General features: G+C 54.4%; 17 protein-coding genes. 9 read left to right on the forward strand and 8 right to left on the reverse strand.

Annotated features, from left to right (window positions below; genetic code table 11):
* The first annotated feature begins 11 nt into the window (after positions 1–11).
* Both OZ410_RS07140 and OZ410_RS07145 read left to right on the forward strand, forming a co-directional pair.
* Positions 12–1,448 (forward strand): DUF5723 family protein, encoded by a 1,437-nt coding sequence (locus OZ410_RS07140; RefSeq protein WP_277707262.1) that lies wholly within the window; start codon positions 12–14, stop codon positions 1,446–1,448.
* Between the two features lie 12 nt (positions 1,449–1,460).
* Positions 1,461–2,267, forward strand: coding sequence for a hypothetical protein (locus tag OZ410_RS07145; protein WP_277707263.1), 807 nt, complete (start codon positions 1,461–1,463; stop codon positions 2,265–2,267).
* Here OZ410_RS07145 and OZ410_RS07150 read toward each other — a convergent pair.
* A complete protein-coding gene (locus OZ410_RS07150) occupies positions 2,264–3,541 on the reverse strand; it encodes a replication-associated recombination protein A (protein ID WP_277707264.1) in 1,278 nt (425 codons plus the stop codon). The genes OZ410_RS07145 and OZ410_RS07150 overlap by 4 nt on opposite strands.
* A gap of 95 nt (positions 3,542–3,636) precedes the next feature.
* Between OZ410_RS07150 and OZ410_RS07155 the strand changes: the two genes are divergently transcribed.
* Positions 3,637–4,377: a rhomboid family intramembrane serine protease gene (locus tag OZ410_RS07155; protein ID WP_277707265.1), complete on the forward strand. Its 741-nt coding sequence runs from the start codon at positions 3,637–3,639 to the stop codon at positions 4,375–4,377.
* On the opposite strand, the gene rlmB is transcribed toward OZ410_RS07155, so the two are convergent.
* From rlmB to OZ410_RS07190, 7 genes are all read right to left on the reverse strand, one after another.
* The gene (rlmB, locus tag OZ410_RS07160; RefSeq protein ID WP_277707266.1) at positions 4,371–5,108 is read right to left on the reverse strand and encodes a 23S rRNA (guanosine(2251)-2'-O)-methyltransferase RlmB; all 738 of its coding nucleotides are present in this window, start codon (positions 5,106–5,108) and stop codon (positions 4,371–4,373) included. The two genes, OZ410_RS07155 and rlmB, sit on opposite strands and share 7 nt — an antisense overlap.
* Before the next feature lie 85 nt (positions 5,109–5,193).
* Positions 5,194–6,552, reverse strand: a complete 1,359-nt coding sequence (locus OZ410_RS07165) for an aryl-sulfate sulfotransferase (protein ID WP_277707267.1) — start codon at positions 6,550–6,552, stop codon at positions 5,194–5,196.
* A 52-nt stretch (positions 6,553–6,604) separates the two neighbouring features.
* On the reverse strand, positions 6,605–7,348 hold the full coding sequence (locus tag OZ410_RS07170) for a hypothetical protein (RefSeq protein WP_277707268.1): 744 nt from the start codon (positions 7,346–7,348) through the stop codon (positions 6,605–6,607).
* Positions 7,349–7,377: 29 nt separating this feature from the next.
* On the reverse strand, positions 7,378–10,779 hold the full coding sequence (locus tag OZ410_RS07175) for a VCBS repeat-containing protein (RefSeq protein ID WP_277707269.1): 3,402 nt from the start codon (positions 10,777–10,779) through the stop codon (positions 7,378–7,380).
* Positions 10,780–10,916: 137 nt separating this feature from the next.
* A complete protein-coding gene (locus OZ410_RS07180) occupies positions 10,917–11,861 on the reverse strand; it encodes a hypothetical protein (RefSeq protein WP_277707270.1) in 945 nt (314 codons plus the stop codon).
* A 17-nt stretch (positions 11,862–11,878) separates the two neighbouring features.
* Positions 11,879–13,684, reverse strand: coding sequence for a SusD/RagB family nutrient-binding outer membrane lipoprotein (locus OZ410_RS07185; RefSeq protein WP_277707271.1), 1,806 nt, complete (start codon positions 13,682–13,684; stop codon positions 11,879–11,881).
* Positions 13,685–13,711: 27 nt separating this feature from the next.
* On the reverse strand, positions 13,712–16,948 hold the full coding sequence (locus OZ410_RS07190; RefSeq protein ID WP_277707272.1) for a SusC/RagA family TonB-linked outer membrane protein: 3,237 nt from the start codon (positions 16,946–16,948) through the stop codon (positions 13,712–13,714).
* A gap of 601 nt (positions 16,949–17,549) precedes the next feature.
* Here OZ410_RS07190 and rpsL point away from each other — a divergent pair.
* The 6 genes from rpsL (at position 17,550) to rplD (ending at position 22,433) form a co-directional block, all read left to right on the forward strand.
* Positions 17,550–17,924, forward strand: a complete 375-nt coding sequence (gene rpsL / locus OZ410_RS07195; RefSeq protein WP_013305196.1) for a 30S ribosomal protein S12 — start codon at positions 17,550–17,552, stop codon at positions 17,922–17,924.
* Between the two features lie 13 nt (positions 17,925–17,937).
* Entirely contained in the window at positions 17,938–18,414 is a 477-nt protein-coding gene (rpsG, locus tag OZ410_RS07200; protein WP_277707273.1) for a 30S ribosomal protein S7, read from the forward strand.
* Positions 18,415–18,419: 5 nt separating this feature from the next.
* Positions 18,420–20,549: an elongation factor G gene (gene fusA / locus OZ410_RS07205; RefSeq protein ID WP_277707274.1), complete on the forward strand. Its 2,130-nt coding sequence runs from the start codon at positions 18,420–18,422 to the stop codon at positions 20,547–20,549.
* 10 nt (positions 20,550–20,559) lie between these two features.
* Positions 20,560–20,865 carry a 30S ribosomal protein S10 gene (gene rpsJ, locus OZ410_RS07210; protein WP_013073266.1) on the forward strand — a complete coding sequence of 102 codons (306 nt, stop codon included), beginning with the start codon at positions 20,560–20,562 and terminating at the stop codon, positions 20,863–20,865.
* Positions 20,866–21,186: 321 nt separating this feature from the next.
* A complete protein-coding gene (gene rplC / locus OZ410_RS07215; RefSeq protein WP_277707275.1) occupies positions 21,187–21,804 on the forward strand; it encodes a 50S ribosomal protein L3 in 618 nt (205 codons plus the stop codon).
* Positions 21,804–22,433 (forward strand): 50S ribosomal protein L4, encoded by a 630-nt coding sequence (gene rplD / locus OZ410_RS07220; RefSeq protein WP_277707276.1) that lies wholly within the window; start codon positions 21,804–21,806, stop codon positions 22,431–22,433. The genes rplC and rplD overlap by 1 nt, the downstream gene beginning before the upstream one ends.
* Positions 22,434–22,439 lie beyond the last annotated feature (6 nt).

Below are 22,439 nucleotides of genomic sequence, written 5' to 3' on the forward strand. Positions count from 1 at the left end.
AGGGCAGCTGTTTGATTCTTCTGGCATGCCTGTGCCTGTACCCTTTGCGGGGGCAGAATAAGGCCCTCCTCTACGATTTTACGGAAATCCCACAGTCCCTGCTGATTAACCCGGGTGCCCAGACCTCCCTGAACTGGTATGCCGGGGTACCTCTGCTTTCAGGGTTTTCCTTCCAGGCCGGCAGTAGCGGGATTACAGTAGATGACATTTTTGCCGCAGACGGCCTGGATATCAACGACAAGGTTCGCCAGCGTGCCGTATATGGGATGACCCGACGGGACGAATTAAGCGGGGCCGTGCAACTGGAAATCCTGAGCGGGGGGTTCCGCTCCGGCAGAAGGCCTTCGGATTTCTATTCCTTTGGCACCTACCTGGAAGGCGATGCCATTGGTTACTGGCCGCAGGACCTGGCCATCCTGGCCTGGGAGGGCAATGCCAACCAGTACGGCCGCAAGTTCGACCTTGGCCACCTGAAGACCCGGGGCGAGCTGACACAGGTTTTCCATTTCGGAATCAACCGGCAGGTATCATCGGGCTTTACAATAGGGGCCAGAGCCAAGATCTACTCGGGCATCCTGCATTTCAACAGCAGCCGCAACCAGGGGTATTTCCTCACACAGGAAGGGCAGAACAACCTGGTGGCCAATACCCTTTCTGCACAAATGGCCTTGAGGACTTCCGGCCTGGATGCCCTGTACGACATCGTAAGGGACGAAACCCTGGACCGCACCTCGGCTACGGTACAATACCTGCGCAAACGCGCCCTTTTTGGGGGGGACCTGGGGCTGGGTATAGACCTGGGTTTCAGCCGGCAGATAGGCGAGCAGTGGTGGCTTACGGCCAGCCTGCTGGACCTTGGGTTTATGATGCATACCAGCCCACGGAATTTTTACCTGGAGGGTACGGCTACCGTAGAGGGGGTGGAGGTGATCCTTCCTGATGCCCTGGCCGACCCCAACCGGGATTTCTGGCAGGACCTGGTAGATGAGGTAGAAGCCCTGGTCCCCTTTACGGAGGATAACAGGAATTACGTCAGTTTCCGCCCGACCAAATTTTACAGTTCGCTGCGCTATGATTTCGGGGAACCGGTTTCCGGAGGTTCCGGGGCGGCTTGCGACTGCGATATAACCCCGGGGGGACGGCAGGATGTGTTGTCTTACCGCAATGCCCTGGGCGCTCAGCTTTACGCCATAAACCGGCCCCGTGGACCCCAGGGAGCCCTTTCCGTGTTCTACCTGAGGCGTGTGGGGCGGTGGCTGGCCGTTAAGGCAGCGTATACAGCCGACAAATTCACCATGACCAACCTGGGGCTGGGGGTGCAATTCCGCGCGGGCCCTGTACAGCTCTACCTGATGGGTGACAACCTGCTGGGGTACCGGAATGTGGCAGACAGCCACTATGCATCTTTCCAGTTCGGATTAAATATTCTATCTTCGGAAGCCAACTGATTCCGAAGTTCCATGCGCCAAAGTTTCCTTTTTTTCACTTTTGCATTGCTGCTGCATACGGGCCTGCAGGCCCAGCTCAATGCCTATAAATACGTGGTGGTACCCTTGCAGTTTGAGGCTTTTAACCAAATGAACCTGCACCAGACCAGTACTACCGTCAAGTATTACCTGGAACAATACGGCCTGCCGGTGATCTACGATAATGCCAAACCCCGTGAAATTGTAGAAAACCCCTGCCACGCGGCCTATGTAAAGCTGCAGGACAATTCCGGTTTGTTTGCTACGCGGGTGATCCTCTCCATTGTGGATTGCGAGGGCAAGGTCCTGATGACCTCCTCAGAAGGCCGCAGCAAGGAAAAGGATTTTAAGGAGTCCTTCCGACAGGCTATAGAGCAGGCTTCCCTGGATTTTGCCAACGTGAATTACCGCTATACGCCTCCTGCCGAACCTGCTGTTACGGCAGTGGAAACTCAGGCAGAGGCCCCTGAGCCACAGGCTCCCCCAATGCCGGAAGTTATTGCCGAGGTTGCACGGGAACCGGAGCCGGCAGCTGAAACCGAAGCTGAAGCCCTAGCCCAGCCGGAAGCGCCGGCAGAAGCTGACCTCTGGTATGCGCAAAAAACGGCAGACGGTTACCAGTTGGTAGACCGTACGCCCCAAATCCGGATGCAGTTGGTAGCTACCGCCCAGGAAGATACCTATATGGCCCTGGTAGATGGCAATCCCATGGGGATTGTCTATAAGGCGGACGGGCAGTGGGTACACCAGTACTATCAGGATGGCAGCGCGCAGAAAAAAGTGCTGCACCTGAAGTTTTAATTCCCGTATTTCCCTTTCCAACGGGCTTTGAGAAAAGCCTTCAGTTGTTGTTCCCGGGTATTGTCCCCGCTTTCGTAAAACGAGGTGCCGGACAGGGCCTCCGGGAGGAATTCCATTTCCACAAAATTGCCCGGGGCATCGTGGGCATACTGGTATTGCTGCCCATATCCCAGGTCCTTCATGAGCTTGGTTGGGGCGTTGCGCAAGGGGAGGGGTACGGGTAAATCCCCGGTTTTTCGCACCGTGTCCTGGGCCTGTTTAATGGCGGCATAACTGCTGTTGCTCTTGGGGGAGGTGGCCAGATAGAGGGTACACTGGCTCAGGATGATCCGGGATTCCGGATAACCGATAGCCTGTACCGCCTGGAAGGTGGTGTTGGCCATCACCAGGGCGGTTGGGTTGGCCAGGCCAATATCTTCGGAAGCCAAAATCAGCAGGCGGCGGGCGATGAACTTCACATCCTCGCCCCCTTCGATCATTCGGGCCAGCCAGTATACAGCGGCGTGGGGATCGCTGCCGCGGATCGATTTAATAAAGGCCGAAATGATATCGTAATGCTGTTCCCCGGTTTTGTCGTACCGGGCCGGACTTTGTTGTACCAGTTCCTGTACCCCCTTATCCGTAATCCGCACCGGGTCGGCAGCCGAGGCCCCAACCACCAGCTCGAAGATGTTCAGGAGTTTGCGGCCATCCCCCCCGGAGAGGCGCAACAGGGCAGTGGTTTCTTCCAGGCGGATATCCCGCTGGGAGAGCTGGGTATCGGTGGTCATGGCGCGCTCCAGCAAACGCAGGAGATCTTCTTTTCCGAAAGATTCCAGGGTGTAGACCTGGCAGCGCGACAAGAGGGCGGGAATCACCTCAAAACTGGGGTTTTCGGTGGTGGCGCCTATCAGGGTCACCCAGCCTTTTTCCACGGCCCCGAGCAGGGAGTCCTGCTGGCTTTTGCTGAAACGGTGGATTTCGTCTATAAACAGGATGGGGTTTTTGGCGGTGAACAGGCCCCCGCTTTGCTTGGCTTTATCAATCACCTCCCGGACCTCCTTTACCCCGCTGTTGATAGCGGAAAGCGTATAGAAGGGGCGGCCGCTTTCCTCGGCCAGGATCTGGGCCAGGGTGGTCTTGCCCGTACCCGGCGGCCCCCAGAGGATCATGGAAGAGATGGCCCCGCCTCGCAATTGCAGGGTAAGGGCGCCCTTGGGCCCTACCAGGTGGGGCTGGCTGATATAGTCCGAAAGCGTTTTGGGCCTAACCCGTTCTGCAAGGGGTTCATTCATAAGGTAAAAATACCATAAATCCGCAGAAGAACAGAGGGCATCTCCCCGGCAATAGCCCCCCGGTATTCCGCGTTAATTATACTAAATTGCCTTTCATGAAATCCGGCCACGCCCCCTTTCGGTTTACCTATGCGGTCCTGCTGGTCCCCATGGCCTATATGTTGCTGATCTGGACGGTTTACCTGCTGGAGTTGCGGCTGGGGGTAAACCTGAACCGCTGGGGCATCTATCCCAGGACCCTGGAAGGGCTGCGGGGCATCCTTACAGGCCCTTTTATTCACGGTTCTTTGGAACACCTGTACCAGAATACCATCCCCCTGGTGGTACTTTCGGCCTCCCTCTTTTATTTCTACCGATCCATTGCCTGGAAGACGTTGCTATATGGGATGCTCCTTACCGGGGCCCTCACCTGGATTATCGGTCGCCCGGCCTTCCATATTGGCGCCAGCGGGGTGATCTACCTGCTGGCCTCCTTTATCTTTTTCAAAGGCGTATTCTCCAGGCACTACCGGCTGGTGGCCCTTTCCCTGGCCGTCGTTTTCCTGTATGGGAGCATGCTCTGGTATGTATTTCCGATTAAGGAGGGTATCTCGTGGGAAGGTCACCTTGGGGGCGCCATTACCGGGTTTCTGCTGGCGGCTGGGCTAAAGGCACCCCTGCCCAAACCCCCTAAGTACGCCTGGGAGCATCCGGATTACAAAGAGGAGGAAGACCCGTTTATGCGGCATTTTGACGCCGACGGAAATTTTATAGAACAACCGGAAGCAGAACCCGGGGAAACTTCAGGGGTGCAGATCCGGTATGAATACCGCGAAGGCCCCAAGGCGGATCAGTAACCCCGCTGCCGGACCATTTCGTAGAGGATTACCCCGCAGGCTACCGAGACGTTCAGGGAAGCGATATCGCCCCGCATGGGCAGGCGCAATTGACCGTCTGTCAGTTTCAGCAAGGCCGGGGAGACCCCTTTGCCTTCAGACCCCATAATCAGGGCAAATCCCGAAGTAAAATTCGCATCATAAACGGAATGCTCCGCTTTTTCCGAAGCGGCCCATAGAGGGATGCCCAGGGCCTGCAGGTAATATACTGCGTCCTTCAGGTGGGGGACTCGGGCAATAGGGAGGTGGAATACAGCCCCTGCGGAAGTTTTTACGGTATCTGCATTTACCGGGGCGCTGCCGCTGGCCGGCAGGATCAGGGCATCTACGCCGGTGCAGGCTGCCGTGCGGATAATGGCGCCCAGGTTGCGCACATCCGAGACCCCATCCAGCAAAAGGAAAACGGCGTCTTTTTTACTTTCGGTAACCCGGTCAATCAGCGCCTGGTAATCTTCGTAGCGGATGGGCGCTACCGCAGCAACTACGCCCTGGTGGTTTTCGGTGGGGAAACGGTTTAGCCGCTCTTTGGGTACATACTGGATCTTCAGCTTATGGGTGCGGGCCTCGTGTTCCAATTCCCGAAATAAGGTGCCCTTAAGGCCGTGTTGCATATAGATGCGTTCCAGTCCTTTCCCCGCGCGAAGGGCTTCGAGTACGGCCCGGATGCCGTAAATGTATTCCGTGTCTTGCATGGGGGCAAAGGTACGCTAATTTCACCGCCGTTGGTTAGCGTACACGGGGGGATTTGAAGCGTAAATCAGGGCAAAAGCCGAAGCTTTAGAGGTTGGGAACCTCTATGCCCAGGGCTTCAATTTCCGGGGCATCCCTGTTGTGATGGTAGCCCCGCCAGAAGAAGCCGGTAGCGTTAAATTTCCATACCACTTCCTTGTCGCGGGTCACTTCCCAGTATCCGAAATCCCCTTCGGTAATCAGGATATTGCCATTGGGGAGGGGTACTGCCCCGGAAACCTTTCCGGAATACAGGTCAGGGTCTGTAAAACTCCAGAGCACCTGGGGCTCATTGTCTGCCCCTGCCTCCAGGGCGTATGTTGCCGGCAGCTCCAGTTCGTAAACCGTAGATTGATTAATGTCATTCCCGTTGGAGAAGATCAGTAATTTGCCCTGGTCCTCCCCGCGGAGTAAGTTCGGGTAATGGTTGTTGTGGAACAGGCGGGTTCCAGCCTGGTTTCTGTACGCTTCCGGATTACCAAAGCGGTAAATCAGGTCACCTCCTTTGCCATAGGCCCCGCCCGTAGAGCCGGCAGCTTCTGCCGTGGTGGTACTGTGGTCAATAACCCATACCTCGGAAAAGAAGTTGGCACTTATAAAAATGGCGTCATTGACCGGGTCGTAGGCAATGGCGTTGGCATGCATGATATCCCCGTTGGGTTGCTCCCAGGTATCGGCCTCGGCCACATAGTTCAGGTCAATGCGCCCGGGATTTTCTGCAATACTTCCGTAATTGGCTTTTTCAGGATCGTGTTCCTGTATTAAGTGGTCCCAGGCGTGCCATTCCCAAACGATAGTATTGGTGTTCGGATCCACCTCAATAACCGCCTCGGGATAAACATCTATGTCTACTGAACTTCCTGCATCCAGGGCTTGCTGGGCCGTCCTTTTTTCCCAAACCAGGGCAATAATATTGCCGTTGGGCAGTAATTCGATGTCGTGGTGGGTTTCGGCATCCGGAGAGGAGTACAGGAAGTCCCATTCCACCGTGCCATCGGGGGCTACAAATTGCAAGCGGCCACCTTTTCCGCCAAAACGAATCTGGGGGTCATCGGACTCCAGTGAGGCCAGAAGCCGACCGTCGGGCAAAAGCACTACATCGTTGCCGATGTTGTTGGTCAGTTCCCACTCATAAAGAAGCCTGGCTTCCTTGTCCATCAGGTAGACCCGGTTGGCCCCTGCATCATTGACCAGGATAAGATTGTTGTCTACCCTGGCCGAATTCAGCATTTCCACAGTGCCCACAGGCGTGAAGTCCTGAGGGTTTTCCCCATCGGGGTCGTTCGGATTGGAAGGGTCCGGGTCCTGTTGGACTACTTCGGGCTCTTCCAGGGTATTGTCAGAACACGCGGTGGCCCATCCCCCCAGGAAGCAGAGCACCACAAAAGCTCTTATTGTGTTTTTCATAGCAGTACATAAAGGGAAGTGGTTTTGTTCCGGAATATTTCCGGTACGAGCCTTACTGGTTCAGAAACTGGATAATGCGAACCAGGTCTGCCTGATCCTTAACATCCAGATTGTTTTCTTTGAGATAGGCTTTGATGGCATCCTTGCGGGCCGGGTCCAGGCGGTATATAGCGCCTTTTCGCTGGTCCAGTTCGTCAATGCGGTTTACGCCGGCTTTCTGCACGTAGTATTCTTCAAACTGCGCAAAGCGGCTGGGCGTAGCTTTAACAAAGGAGTTTGCAGCCGGGGCGCCTTCCGTGAATTTTACCCGGATCCGTTTGTAGAGCGTAAAGTTAGGCCCTTCCGCCAGCACACTCAGGTAGCCGTTCAGGGTATTGTTGTTGCGGTCGATAAAGGTTTTGAAACTCATCGGGTTCCCGTCTACCAGGATGGCGATATTTTTATCCCGGCCCAGGGCGCGAATGCCTTCTTCCAGCAGGGATTGTTTGATTTCAATCTCTTCGTTCAGGGCATTGTAGCGGTAGAAAACGGTACCCATATCTTCCTCTTTGTACAGGAGCTGGGTAGGTTTAAAGGTATTACTGGTATAGGGAGAGCCCTGGAATTCCTCCAGGTTAAAAGAGCGTTTGGCATTCGCATCGGTTACCGGCCCGAGCAGGGTTGAGATCGCTCCGGCCGTAGCCCCCTGTGCGGCGCCACCGGAAGACATATTGGTGGCAATCTGCCCGGTAAATTGCGCCATGGCGCTACCTGTAATACATACGAAAGCGGTAAGAGTCAAGTGTTTCAAGTTCATGTGTACAATTTTTCCTAAAAATACAATAATTAATGTTTTACGAGCTTTTGCTCCTTTTTATTTGGTTGAAATTTCCATAATTCCGGTCGATTGTTGTTGCGACCGCTCAGTAAATAGGTGTTCCCACCGGATCGAATGGTTTTCAGGGACTTAACATTGCCCTGCAGGTACAGCCCGGACTGGTTTTGGGGGATGGGGCGGTAGGTACCGTCCCCCTGGCTTTCCAGCACCCATCCGGAAAGGGCATCCAGCCTTGGGGTTTCTACTTCGGTTTCATAAATATTCCCGGCCAGGATCAGGTCTTCCAGGCCATCCCCGTTCAGGTCTGCCGGCACCACGGCCATAAGCGGAATAAACTGGGCCTCGACAGGGAGGGCAGCCGTCTGGAATTTTCCGCCCCCCTGGTTTAGGAGGAGGAGGGAGGCAAAGCCGGTGGCTTCCCGTTCGTAACTCTCCTCCAGGGCACTGCCGTATACGTCTTCCAGGCTGGCACTTGCAAAGGAACTGTAGCTGGGGAATTTTTCGGCAATAAAGGGCATTTGCTGGGAAGAGCATTCCCGGCCCCTGACGGGCACATATTCTCCGTGGTATTTCTTACTTAAAACGATGTCCAGGGTGCCGTTCTGGTCAAAGTCCGTGGCGAAGACCTTAAAGGGTTTGTCCGGGCTGGCGCTGAATTTCATATTCAGCCCCACATTCCCCAGAACGTAATCCGGCAGGCCGTCTGCATTGGCATCGGTTTCGGTTACGGAAAACCACCACCCCCGGTCGGCAACCCCCATTTGGCTGGGGTCCATTTGTTCGAATCCATTGTCGGTATTCCGGAAAAAGCCCACGGGGGTCCATTCCCCGGCGGCGATCAGATCCATGCGGCCGTCCCCGTCAAAATCGGTGGGCAATAGGGTATTTATAATACCGAAGTCCCTAAGGGCCGGGGCTTGGGAATCGGTTACGTCGGTCAGGATGCCCTCCCGGTTTTCCAGCAATAGGGAAGGGGCATGCCGGGGATAATTCCGGGCCAGGATGCGGTTGCCTACCACCAGGTCGGGGTCCCCGTCGGTATCAAAGTCGATTACGGCCACGGTCTTACCGCTGTCCGTGCCCAGCTGGTGTGCCTCCCGGGTGTCGCGGGTAAAACGGCCCTGCCCATCATTTAGGTAGATCCGGTCGCGATACAGGGAAGATTCGGTGGCAAAGGCATTACCACCACTGACCACATACAGGTCCAGGTCTCCGTCCGAATCCAGGTCAAAAAAGGCGGCCTCCATATCCTCGTAAGTGCGGTCGTCCTCAAAGGCGCTGGCATCTCCCTTGCGGTACCCGGTGGCGGTTTTCAGGAGCAGGGTGCCCGGTTGCCCGGAGGCTCCTCCGTAGTAGAGGTCTTCCATGCCATCCCCGTTTACATCCCCGGAGGCGATATACGGGCCAAAGTTAGATTGTTTATAGGGCAGGAGGATTTCAGTGGCAAAATCGTCGTAGGGGTTTTCCGTGTGGGCGAGGTCAATGCCCAAGCCCGCCGGGTCTTCCTGTGTAAACATAGGTGAGGGAGCAGGGGAGGAGGGAGCCGTTTGCGCTTCCGCAGCCCGGAGTTCCAGGGTTTGGTTCGCAGCAACATCCTTTAAGAGGGTCACCCGCCCGTCCGGCCAGTCGGCCCGCAGGCTGTCCACACGGGTATCCGGGCCCAGGCCAAAGAGGGCGATGGGTTCCTGGGCAGAACGGTACCCGCGTACCCGGCGCAGTTCTACCAACTGTACTTTCCCATTGTGGTAAGCTGTTACTTTGGGAAAGGTCTCTGAATGCGGCCCTTTAGCGGCAACCTTCAGGTAGTTGCCACGCCCTTGTTCCCGACTCTGGTTGCGATACACCAGGGCGGTTTCGTCCATATTGTTTACGATCAGGTCCGGGTCTCCGTCGTTGTCCAGGTCGCCCAGGGCGGCCCCGTTGCTGAAGGTCAGGTCTCCCAGGCCCCAGCTGGCCCCGTTTTCGGGGAAGGCAAAATTTCCCCGGTTCTCAAAGAGCAGGTTGGGGAGTTTCTCGGAAGGCATGCTGTTGTAGAGTTCCTGCTTTACGGACAGGGGTACGTTATCCCCGTATTGCTGGCGGGCCGCATATACCCGTTGTTGCAAATCGTTGTCCAGGGCATAGCGGCGATAACCGTTGGTGATATAGATGTCCTTATCCGCATCCAGGTCGTAGTCCGCCATGAGTACGGACCAGCTCCAGTCCGTACTGGCGGTGCCGGTAAGCTGGGCAATGTTGCTGTAGTGGTTGTTCCCCTGGTTCAGTTGCAAGGAATTGTACATATACTGGTACTGGAACCCGGACTGGTTCACCAGGAAATCGAACCGCTGCGTATTCATGGAGGCCATAAGGGTCTTGGAGCGGTAATGGTCGCTGGAGGCCATATCCAGTACAAAGATGTCCTGCAGGGCATCGTTGTTTATGTCCGCCAAGTCGATTCCCATCCCGTAATAGGAAATTTGCTGGGTGTAGTCCTTGATGTGGTCTTTAAAGGTGCCATCACCCTGGTTGATAAAGAGGGCATCGGGCAGGTAGTAATCGCTGGCAATGTAAATATCGTCCAGGCCGTCCGAATTCATATCCGCCACCAGCAGACCAAGCCCGAAGATGGGTCTTTGGATCCCGGCCTCCCGGCTTACCTCCGTAAAGCCGTCCCCATCGTTCCGATACAGGTGGGAACTGTTAAAGTAAGGCGCTTCCGGGTTGCGTTTCAGCAATTCCTGCAATTGCACGGGGTCTACCCCGTAGTACTCGTTTTCGTTCATCACTATGGCATCCAGGTCGCCGTCCCGGTCGTAATCAAAAAAGGCCGTTTGGGTGCTTATGCCCATATCCGCCAGACCATAGGCTTCGGCCACTTCGGTGAAGGTGCCATCCTGCTGGTTCAGAAAAAGCAGGTTCTTGCGCCGTAGCCGCGGGTTGGGTCCGCCCTGGGAGACATAGATGTCCAGCCACCCGTCTCCGTTCAGGTCTGCGAAGGTTACCCCATTGGACCATTGTTTACCCTGATTGATGCCGGCAGTTTCCGAAACGTCTTCGAAGGTGAGGTTACCCTTATTAAAATACAGGCGATTGGGCACCTGGTTCCCGCAGAAAAAAACGTCCAGCAAACCGTCATTGTTCAGGTCTGCCACACCCACCCCGGCACCATTATAGAAATAGTCGTAATTAAAAAGGTTTTCCAGGGTTCCTACATTCTCCTGGATGCGGTTTTCGAAGGTAATACCACTGCTTTCCGGGGCTACTTGTGTAAATACCGGCTCAGTATTAAGTGTTTCCGCTGTGGACTCGACACGTGAGGTATCCTGCTCGGAACATCCCAGGGATGCCAATAAAAAACATAAACTCCAAAAGAAGCTAATTCGTTTCAGGGCGCTTTTCGCCATGGACGGATATGGTGATGACTGCATGTTATGCTGGGGGTTGCTTTGGGGCTCCTAATTTAAGCATAATGGCGGTATCGGGCACGGGCCAAAGCGTTAAAAACAAAAAGCCACCTCTTGGGGAGGTGGCTTTTCTTTTATTCCGGGTTATCCCGGGTTGGAAATTAATCCTTACAGAAATCGATGGTGATAGGGCCGGCAGAAACTCCGGTGTATCCACCTACTACATTTCCATTGGGAGTAATGATCTCAAATCCGATTTCACCGTAGAAATCTCCGGGGAAATACCAGTCGGCAGTCTGGGTGCCTACAGGAATAGTAATCGTTCCTGTTCCGCTGAAACCGTCGTTGGCGGTACAATCGGCGCTACCCAGGAAGGTGCCGGCAGCGCTTCCGTAAGGAGAGCACATACCTACTTCCAGTACGGTGCCGTCGTCCAGTGTAACGGTAATACCATCCCCTCCACCACCAGTGGTGGTCTGCCAACCATCTCCATAGGAGTCGGTCATGTTGATAGTCCAAACGCCGGGTGTCGGAGCTTTGGGCGGACATACCACAGTGGCAGTGTACAGGAAGGGTGAACGGAAGAAGGAACCGGTCAGGGTTCCGGAGTTGTCATCGTTAGAGAAACGACGGCCGTCGGTCATTACCAGTTCGAAACGAATGGTAAACTGGTCGGAGCCATCTACATCTGCGTTGGAAATCGGCAGGGCTGCTACCAGTTCCGGCAGGGTGATCTCATAGGTAGTACGCGGCAACCCGAATTCACCAATGGTAAAGGTAGAGGCATCCAGGGTGGCAGCCAGTACTTCTCCGGTGTCCAGATCGGGTTCTCCGTCGGCAACGGTGTTGTCGCGGAAACCTACGAATACGTCAATGGCGGATACGAGGGCGCCGTTTTCCTGATCCTGTACCTCGAGAGTTACCCCGAAGTAGGATGAGTCATTCCCAATCGGAATTTCGTCGGAAAGTACGCTGATGGTACGCAGGATGGCGCCACGCTGTTCCTGAGAAATGATATCATCAAACACCGTTTCTCCGTCTTCACAGCCTGTCTGCAAAAAGAGCAGGCCTGAAAACAATCCTATTAAAAATTTATACTTCTTCATTGATGTCTTTATTTTAATTAGTTAGCAACAGGGAACGTCGGGCTGGCAGGGTTGGTATCCCAGAATACCTGCTCGGTCAGCGTTGCCTTTTGCGAGAGATTCGGATTGGTGATTACTTCGTTCTGCGGCAGCAGGAAGGTCCGCGGGAACGGCCCCGGGTTCGGTTCCCAGTTGGGTACCAGGGTGGTCGGATATCCGCTCAAACGGTAGAAGGTCCATGCTTCAGTAGATCCACCATACATGGTGGTGAAATACTGCTCGGCCAGGATATTCCATTTGGCAGTGTTATCGCCGGCGTTGAAAGCTGCCTGTAAACCTGCAATGAAGTCATCTACGTCGGTGCTGGTCGGTACCAGGTCTCCGGCCACTTCCGGGTCGGTAACTACTCCAGTAGCGGAATCGAAGGTGCTAGAATCCAACAGGGCTCCAGCATTAAAGTTGGGATCCACAAAGGATTGCACTTTCTCGATGGACTTCCGAAGGCCTGCCTCCATAAAGGTAGCGGCATCTCCGGTGTTACCCGCATTCATGGCCATATAGGCGCGCCAGAAATCAACATAGGAGGAAAGGAAAATCGGCTCAATACCTGCGCCGCCGGCTCCCTGGCCAAGGCCTACGCCATCGTCGTTCTGATTGTATTCAAAATCGAAGGTCCCATCGGTTTGCTCCTGGATGGTACCGTTGCGGAACAGATCTGCATCGAATTTCCCACCTGCAGGGTATACACCAACTGCGGTACGCAGAAAGTTGTCGGGAGGGGTCCCTTCATCGTTTCCGTGGGTACGACCCCAGTAACCTTCCGGTACGGCACAATAGGTGTAACCACCATCCTGGAAGTGCTGCGGGGGAACCACCAGGGAACACGCCAGCGTTTCTTCGTTAGGATCGGCATCCGCACCGGGCGTTTCGCCTACCTGACGGTAGAAGTAGTAACGAATCCGGGGATCGTTGTTGTTCAGCATGGTTTCCATCATCCAGTTGGACTGGTAGATATTCGCCCCGGAAGGGGTGTAATCTGCAGCGTAATCCGGGTGGCGGTCATCCGGCTGCAATTCGCTGGTACCGTAGGTGATCTGGAAATCATCTTCGATATCGGAAATGTAGTTACCGCCGGAAATCACGGAATTGAATGCGGAAACGTTCCCGGTAGTGTAGTACACTTTCAAGCGGATGGTGTTGATTAACTTCACCCACTTGTCGGTGTCACCGTTATAGAAGATGTCTGCTGCACCCTGAGCACTGGGACCGGCAGCAAGCAAAGCCTCTGCTTCGTTTAACAGACCCATGGCGCTGTTATATACATCTTGTCCGTTGTCCAAAAGAGGGGCAGGGAAGTCGGTCGGGTTTCCGGCCTGGCTAAAGGCTGCCGCACCGAGGAAGTCTACCAATTGGATCAGGGAGTGGGCGTAAAGGGTTTTGGCTACACCCAGGTGGAAGGCGAAGCCAACTTCAGAGTTGGCATCAATGGCTTCCAGCGCCTGAAGGTTGGTCAGGATACCTACACTTACCCCATCCCCAACGCCGTTACCTCCACTGGAGTAAACGCGGGACCATACCCCGTTCAGGGTAGATCCGGGATAGTTGTTAAAGTAGTCCCGTCCGCCCATGTAGTCGATGCGCACCAGTTCGCCGGAGCGGTCGCTCAGCACCTGTTGGTTGGTTCCATAGGCCAGCTGAATGGACGTTAAAAGCAGATTGGGATCTGCCTGGTCGGGAGAGAGGTCGTTCGGACTTACGCGCAAGTCCAGCTCCGTCGTTTCGCAGGAATTAAGAAAGCCCCCTACGAGAACGAAAATCGCAATATATTTTAATACTCTTTTCATAATTACTGTAGTCATTAACAATTTTTATTAGAAGGAAGCTTTGATGCTGACACCATAGCGGCGGGAGCTCGGACCGTTGATAAAGTCAAAGCCACGTCCGTTACCGATACCAACCCCCTGTACGTTCGGGTCAAAGTTCGCTCCATCGGGCATGTTATAGGCATCATACCAGAGGTTGAAGCCCTGTGCTGTGATGGACAGTGATCCGAGCGGGGTTTTATCCAGCCACTTCTTCGGGAAGGTGTACCCGAGGGATACCTCCTGCAGACGGACTACGGAAGCATCGTAGATACGGGCTTCGGTAGGACCGAACAGCAGGTTCGAGAAGAAATAGGTAGAGTTGTTCAGCTGAATGGTATTCACTTCACCGGTGCTTTGACGCACACCCGGCAGGATGTAAGTGTTCTCACGATCCTGGGTCTCTACGATCAAGCCCCGTCCTAAAAGTACACCTACAGTACTGGAGAGCATGTCTCCACCTTTCACGTGGCTGAATTGCCAGTTCAGGTTCCAGTTCTTATAACGAATGGTGTTGATGAAGTTCATGGTGTAATCCGGAATCGCGTCCCCGATGATCGGCACGTTGCCGTCTGCATCTTGTTCTACCACAACGTAGTTACCTGCATCGTTAATGAGATAGTTGCCGTCAGCATCGCGTCCAATCGCGGTACCTACAATGGTACCCAGGGATTCCCCTTCGATGGCGGCGTTAGACCCGCGGAACAATCCACCTCCTACAGCCAGGGAACCGGCGTAAGCGATGAAGTCCTGGTCTTGCTGGGTTACGGTCTCGTTGTTGGTGAAGAAGTTCACCCGGGAGTTCCAGGAGAAGTCATCTCCCCGGAAGAGGTCGATACCCAGGTCGGCTTCAAAACCTTCGTTCTGAATTTCCCCGATGTTGGACTGCGTAAAGCTAAATCCGGTAGAGGGAGACAGGGGCTCGGTTACGATCAGGTCGTTGGTGATCCGCTGGAAGTAGGTTGCATCGAGGCTGATGCGGCTCTGCCACAGACGGGTCTCAACACCCACTTCATACTCTTCGAGCAGCTCAGGCTTCAGATCCGGGTTGGCGCGGAAGTTGTCCACCTGGTTGGTGGTCAGTACGCCGGCGCCGAAAGGATCAGTGTAACGAAGGGTGTTTTGTTCCACTACGTTAACCGTGGGGTATCCGGTCGGGAAGGTGGCAGAAGTACCGTAGCTGGCACGCAGCTTCAGGAAGTTCAGCCCATTCTCGGTGCTCAGGCCGCTGAAGGCGGCGGTGGGCAGGAAGGATACGCTAACCCCGGGGTAGGTCTTGCTGTTGTTAGCTGTAGCAAGGTTGGATACCCAGTCGGTACGGGCGGAGAGGTTTACGAACAGGTAGTTGTCGTAATCCAGGGTCGCCTGCCCGAGGATCCCCACAATGTTGCGTTTGCGGGAGAATTGGATCGGGGTTTGGTTTTCGTAGTTGAAGTGGCGTTTTACGCCAAATACGATCTGGCCGGTGCTGGCTACCCCGCTTCTGTCATAGAAATCCTGACGGGAGGTGGCACCTACGGTAAAGGTCATGCCGAGTTTCTCGGACAGGTCGTAGTTACCGTTCAGGGAAACAAAGTGTTCCCAGATGGTGTTGTTGTTGTCATAGGTGTTCAGGAACCCGAATACCGCCTGGGTGAATTCTACCCCGCCCTTGTTGGAACCGTTGATGTTCCGCTCGTTGTAGAAGTCCAGACCGGAACGCCATCCCAGGGACAGGTTCTCGCTGAGCTCGTAGTTCAACTGGGCATTCCAGTAGAAACGGTTGGTCAGCTGACGGTAGGTTACGTTTTTAGCTGTCCAGCGCGGGTTGATGATGTCGTTACCGTTACGGTAGTAAACGGAAGAACCATCGATCGGGTTTTCGAAAGGCAGCCCCATGAGGTCTACAGAACGCGGCGTAAAGAGCACGTTTCCGAAAACGGACAGACCGTCTGTACCGTTACCCCGGGAAGAGGCGATCGGAGGGGTGCGGTAATCCGTCCGCGCATAGTTCATGGTGGCGCTTACTGTGATTTTGTTGGTCAGCTGGCTACGACCCCCAACGGAGAAGTTTACCCGGTTCAGGGAGTTCCCAGGGGTAAAGCCTTCATCGTTCAGGTAACCCAGGTTGGCGTTAAAGTTGGTGCTGCCGTCCTGTGTTCCACCGGCTATGTTGATGTTGGTGTTGGTCACATAACCCGGCTTGAAGAACTCCTCAACGGAGTTGTAGGGCTGCCAGGGGTAACGGGCCCCTTGCAGTTCCGGGAATGCAGCCCGGGTGGAGGCAACAGCGGTAGTGGAGTACGGGTGCTCCAGGGTACCGTTGTCGTCAATGGCGGACTGGTTGCCCCATCCGGATACGCCGTCGCGCTCAAAGCTGGGACCCCAGTTGGAGAAGAACCATCCAAACGCCTGGTCAAAACCGTTACCATATTTATCCTGGTAATCCGGGATGGAAGCCATTTCGTTGGTAAAGAAAGACTGGGCGATGGTAACTTCGGTCTTCTTGGCGCCCCCGGTGGCGGCACCAGCCTTGGTGGTGATCAGGATCACCCCGTTTTTACCCTGAGTACCATACAGGGTAGCGGCGGCCAGACCTTTCAGTACTTCTACGCTGGCGATGTTGTTCGGGTCCAGGTCCAGGAAACGGGAAGAACCGGTGTTACCACCGATAAAGTTGCCCTGGGAGTTGGTATCGTTACTAAACGGAACCCCGTCCACGATGAACAGTGCCTGGTTGCTACCGCTAAAGGAGCTCAGACCCCGTACAGTAACGTTGGTACCAGAACCGGACATACCACCCGCAGAGGTGATTTGCACCCCGGAGGCCTTACCGGTAAGTACCCGGGCTACGTCACCTTCGGCGCGCTGCTCGAGTTCGTCGGCACCTACGGAGGATACGGCGTACCCCAGTGCTTTCTTTTCACGCTTAATACCCTGGGCAGTTACTACAACTTCTTCCAGAGCCTGGGCGTCTTCCTGCATTTGGACATTTACAGTGTTACTGGCACCTACAGTCCGGCGCTCGGCACTCATCCCCAGGTAGGTGTAAACCAGGACCTGTCCAGGGCTTGCCTGCAGGGAGTAATTTCCGTCGAAATCGGACTGGGTACCGGTAGCGGTGCCCTCAACAACGATATTCACGCCAGGAAGGGGCAGACCATCTGCGTCCGTAACTGTACCTGAAATCGTCTTTTCTTGTGCAAAGGAAATCTGCACAACAAACGCCAGTAATAGCGTCAAGATTCCATTTAATTTCGTTCTCATTTTTTAATTATTTGAATTAGCTACCTGCGAAAATCTTAATTTACTGTTAATAATCCAAACTTATTTTTATAAAACTTTAACGGCATCCCCTGTAATGACGGGTCCTGATTTTAAAGGGGGTATGATTAAAGGATGCGCATTTCAGGCGGGGGTTGCTTGGGAATCTCGCAAAAGTCAGGACGGTGGCCCGGGCGGGGGCAGGGAGGTTGTGCTAGGGTTATTTTTCAAAATTTCTCCAGGATTATAGCCGGTAGGCGGTAGGGGCTTGAACCCCAAATTTCACAACGCCGGCCCGAGGTTTGATGCGGGGATGTCAGCGGGTCGGGTGCAGGGTTCAGGTTTCTGCTTTGCTAGATAATTTCAGGGTATATATATTAAGGTATAAGTGGGTTTTTGATAAACGTCGGGAACGCTTTTTCCGGACTGGCCCAACGCGAGCTGCCGGGGGCTTCACGGCGGGGTGGCAGCGCCCCCGCCAGGGAACCGTTACACCGCCTGGCAAGTTTTGCTATAAAATAACGCCCGGGGGATTTGAATTAAAGGGAATAATTGCTACATTTGCCAGCCCTTAAATGAGGGTAGACTGAATTTTAAGAATTATATGCCAACAATTTCACAATTAGTACGAAAAGGAAGGGCCACAATTACCAAGAAGAGTAAATCGGCTGCTTTGGATTCGTGCCCCCAACGCCGGGGCGTGTGTACGCGGGTATATACCACCACCCCGAAGAAACCGAATTCCGCCATGCGGAAGGTCGCTCGGGTTCGTCTTACCAATGGTAAGGAGGTGAACGCGTACATCCCGGGAGAGGGTCACAACCTCCAGGAGCACTCGATAGTATTGGTTAGAGGCGGACGGGTGAAGGATTTGCCAGGAGTTAGATACCACATTGTGCGCGGTGCACTGGATACGGCCGGAGTGGCCGGACGCACCCAGCGCAGGTCTAAGTACGGTGCCAAACGCCCCAAAAAGTAATTAGACGTAAGCAATGAGAAAAAGACAGGCTAAAAAAAGGCCGTTGCTGCCGGACCCCCGGTATAACGATCAGTTGGTAACGCGCTTTGTGAACATGATGATGTGGGACGGTAAAAAGTCCCTGGCATTCAAGATCTTCTACGACGCCATGGATATCGTGGAGCAGAAGAAGACCGACGAGGAAAAATCCGCCGTTGAAATCTGGAAAGATGCCCTTTCCAATATTATGCCTCACGTAGAGGTGCGCAGCCGCCGTGTAGGGGGTGCCACCTTCCAGATCCCCATGCAGATCCGTCCGGATCGCAAGATCTCCACAGCTATGAAATGGCTGATCAGCTACTCCCGCAAGCGGAACGAAAAATCCATGGCCCAGAAGCTGGCCGGCGAGGTGCTGGCAGCTGCCAAGGAGGAAGGTGCCGCTGTGAAAAAACGCGTGGATACCCATAAGATGGCTGAGGCGAACCGAGCATTTTCTCACTACAGATTCTAAGCGAAATGGCGAGAGACTTAAAATATACAAGGAATATCGGGATTGCGGCGCACATCGACGCCGGAAAAACAACAACCACCGAGCGTATCCTTTTCTATACCGGTGTAAGTCACAAGATTGGCGAGGTGCACGACGGAGCTGCCACCATGGACTGGATGGAGCAGGAGCAGGAGCGCGGGATTACCATTACTTCCGCTGCTACCACCTGTACCTGGAACTTCCCGACCAAGAACGGCCAGCAGACCGAAGACACCAAAGGCTACCACTTCAACATTATCGACACCCCCGGCCACGTGGATTTTACCGTGGAGGTAAACCGCTCCCTGCGGGTTCTGGACGGGCTGGTGTTCCTGTTTAGTGCGGTAGATGGCGTTGAGCCCCAATCCGAAACCAACTGGCGTCTGGCGGACAACTACAAAGTGCCGCGTATGGGCTTTGTAAACAAAATGGACCGTCAGGGTTCCAACTTCCTGGCGGTATGCCAGCAGGTGCGCGACATGCTGAAGTCCAACGCGGTGCCGATCGTACTGCCTATCGGGGACGAAGCGGACTTCAAAGGGGTGGTTGACCTGGTGAAAAACCGCGCCATCGTATGGCATGAGCACGATATGGGAGCCACCTTCGACGTGGTTGATATCCCTGCAGAGATGGAGGCCGAGGTAAAGCAATACCGGGCCGAACTGATTGAGGCGGTTGCCGAATACGACGAGAGCCTGCTCGAGAAATTCTTCGAGGATGAAGATTCCATTACCGAAGAAGAAGTTCACGCCGCCCTGCGGGCTGCCGTGATGGATATGAGCATAATTCCCATGGTATGCGGATCTTCCTTTAAGAATAAAGGGGTGCAGTTCCTGCTGGACTGCGTGTGCCGTTACCTGCCTTCCCCCCTGGATAAGGAGGCGATTGAAGGGACCAACCCCGATACCGAGCAACCCGCTGTGCGGAAGCCGGACGCCAAAGAGCCGTTTTCTGCCTTGGCGTTTAAGATTGCCACCGACCCCTTTGTTGGGCGCCTGGCGTTCTTCCGTTGCTATTCCGGAAAACTGGATGCCGGGTCCTATGTGCTGAACACCCGTTCCGGCAACAAGGAGCGGATCTCCCGGATCTATCAGATGCACTCCAACAAGCAGAACGCCATCGAAAGTATCTCCGCCGGGGATATCGGGGCAGCTGTGGGGTTCAAGGATATTAAGACCGGAGATACCCTCTGTGACGAGAAGCACCCGATTGTACTGGAGAGCATGAAGTTTCCTGAGCCTGTAATCGGTATTGCCGTAGAGCCTAAAACCAAAGCGGATGTGGATAAACTCGGTATGGCCCTGGCCAAACTGGCAGAGGAAGACCCGACCTTCCAGGTGAAAACCGACGAAGCCAGCGGGCAGACCATCATCTCCGGAATGGGCGAGCTGCACCTGGACATCATCGTGGACCGCCTTCGTCGCGAGTTCAAGGTGGAAGTGAGCCAGGGGCAACCCCAGGTGGAATACAAGGAAGCCCTTACCGGCAGCGCCAACCACCGCGAGGTCTACAAGAAGCAGACCGGTGGTCGCGGTAAATTCGCGGACATCGTCTTCACCATGGCCCCGGCCGACAGTGAGGAAGATCAGGGTCTGACTTTTGTCAATGAGATCAAAGGGGGTAACATCCCCAAAGAATATATCCCTTCCGTAGAGAAAGGATTCAAGGAAGCCATGAAGAACGGGCCCCTGGCCGGTTTTGAAATGGACAGCCTGAAGGTTACACTGAAGGACGGTTCCTTCCACCCTGTGGATTCGGATTCCCTGTCTTTCGAACTGGCGGCTAAAATCGGATACAAAGCGGCTGCAAAGGCTTGCCGCCCGGTACTGATGGAGCCGATCATGAAGCTGGAAGTGCTTACGCCCGAGGAAAACATGGGAGACATTGTCGGGGACCTGAACCGCCGTCGCGGGCAGGTGAACAACATGTCCGACCGCGCCGGGTCCAAGGTGATCAAAGCCGATGTTCCGCTTTCGGAAATGTTCGGATACGTTACCTCCCTGCGTACCCTGTCTTCCGGTCGTGCCACCTCCACCATGGAGTTCTCGCACTACGCCGAGACCCCGGCCAACATTGCCGAGGAAGTGATCAAGGCAACCAAAGGTGTAACCGCTTAATAACGCAGAGATGAGTCAGAAAATCAGAATCAAGCTGAAATCATACGATCACAACCTGGTGGATAAATCTGCCGAGAAGATTGTCAAGACGGTCAAAACGACCGGAGCGGTGGTTACCGGGCCCATCCCGCTGCCAACGCACAAGAAGATCTTTACGGTACTGCGTTCACCCCACGTGAACAAGAAGTCACGGGAGCAGTTCGAGCTGAGCTCGTACAAGCGCCTGCTGGATATTTACAGCTCTTCCTCCAAAACCATCGATGCGCTGATGAAGCTCGAGCTTCCCAGCGGGGTTGAGGTGGAGATCAAGGTGTGATAACCCCCTGGCGTTATCAAATCCCGGACCTTCAGGCCCGGGGTCTGGCCAGGTAAGGTAAAGGCCTTTTATTGAAAAGGAGTTACGGCTCCAACGACATGTCCTTTCGCTGCGTGCTGAGGAAAAACGGTAACAAAAATACATTCGGGGTCGAATTTATTTTTGACCCCTTTTTTCTGACCGCCTGCCAGGCGGGAGGAAGTCAGAACAAGTAGAACCGAGTCCGAGGGTCCGGTTCGGGCGGAAGGCCGCAAGGCGCCGCCGGAATCCAAGGCCCGGAGGCTCACTGAGATAAAGTGTATAAATTTTAATTCATTAAGTATGTCTGGGTTAATCGGAAGAAAAATCGGCATGACCAGCATCTTTGACGAGAACGGGAAGAATATTCCCTGCACCGTGATCGAGGCCGGACCCTGTGTCGTTACCCAAGTCAGAACCGAAGAGGTAGACGGGTACAATGCCCTTCAACTCGGTTTCGATGACAAGGCAGAAAAGCGCGCCAACAAAGCCGAAATCGGCCATTTCAAGAAGGCGGGCACTGCACCCAAGAAGCGGGTTGTCGAATTCCGGGATTTTGAAGGAGAACACAAACTGGGGGACACCATTGGGGTGGACCTCTTCCGCGAAGGCGAATTCGTCGATATCAGCGGGATTTCCAAAGGAAAAGGTTTCCAGGGGGTAGTGAAACGCCACGGCTTCGGCGGGGTGGGGCAGAGCACCCACGGCCAGCACAACCGCCTGCGTGCCCCCGGTTCCATCGGGGCCGCTTCTTACCCGGCACGGGTATTCAAAGGTATCCGCATGGCCGGCCAAATGGGTAACGAGCGCGTTACAGTTCAAAACCTGCGCGTCCTGAAAGTGGTGCCGGAAAAAAACCTGATCGTAGTGAAAGGGGCTGTTCCGGGTCATAAGAACGCATTTATAACCATCTATAAGTAATGAAGGTAGCTGTTTTAGATATCAAGGGAAAAGAGACCGGACGCAAAGCGGAGCTTTCCGATGCGGTCTTCAAGATTGAGCCGAACGAGCACGCCATTTACCTGGATGTAAAGCAATACCTGGCCCACCAGCGTCAGGGAACGCATAAGGCCAAGGAGCGCAGCGAGATTGCCGGGAGTACCCGTAAGCTGAAAAAGCAAAAAGGTACCGGTACCGCACGTGCGGGTAGCATCAAGTCTCCCGTCTTCCGCGGTGGGGGTCGCATCTTCGGACCGCGCCCCAAGGATTACACCCAGAAGCTGAACAAAAACGTGAAGCGCCTGGCCCGTAAATCCGCCCTGAGTATGAAGTCCCAGGAGAACGCCATTATGGTGTTGGAGGATTTCAACCTGGAGCAACCCCGTACCAAAGACTTCGTAGCCGTGCTCAAGGCCCTGGGCCTCGAGGACAAAAAGTCCCTGATCGTGTTGGGTGATACAAATAATAACGTATATTTGTCGTCGCGCAATTTGAAAGGGTCTGAAGTTATAACTCACTCTGAATTAAGCACTTACAAGATTCTCAATGCGAACAACGTAGTGCTGCTGGAGGGGGCTCTGGAAGGAATCGAGACCAATCTTAATAAATAAGAAATC

It is taken from the genome of Robiginitalea aestuariiviva (genome assembly GCF_029537735.1).
Classification (GTDB): domain Bacteria; phylum Bacteroidota; class Bacteroidia; order Flavobacteriales; family Flavobacteriaceae; genus Robiginitalea; species Robiginitalea aestuariiviva.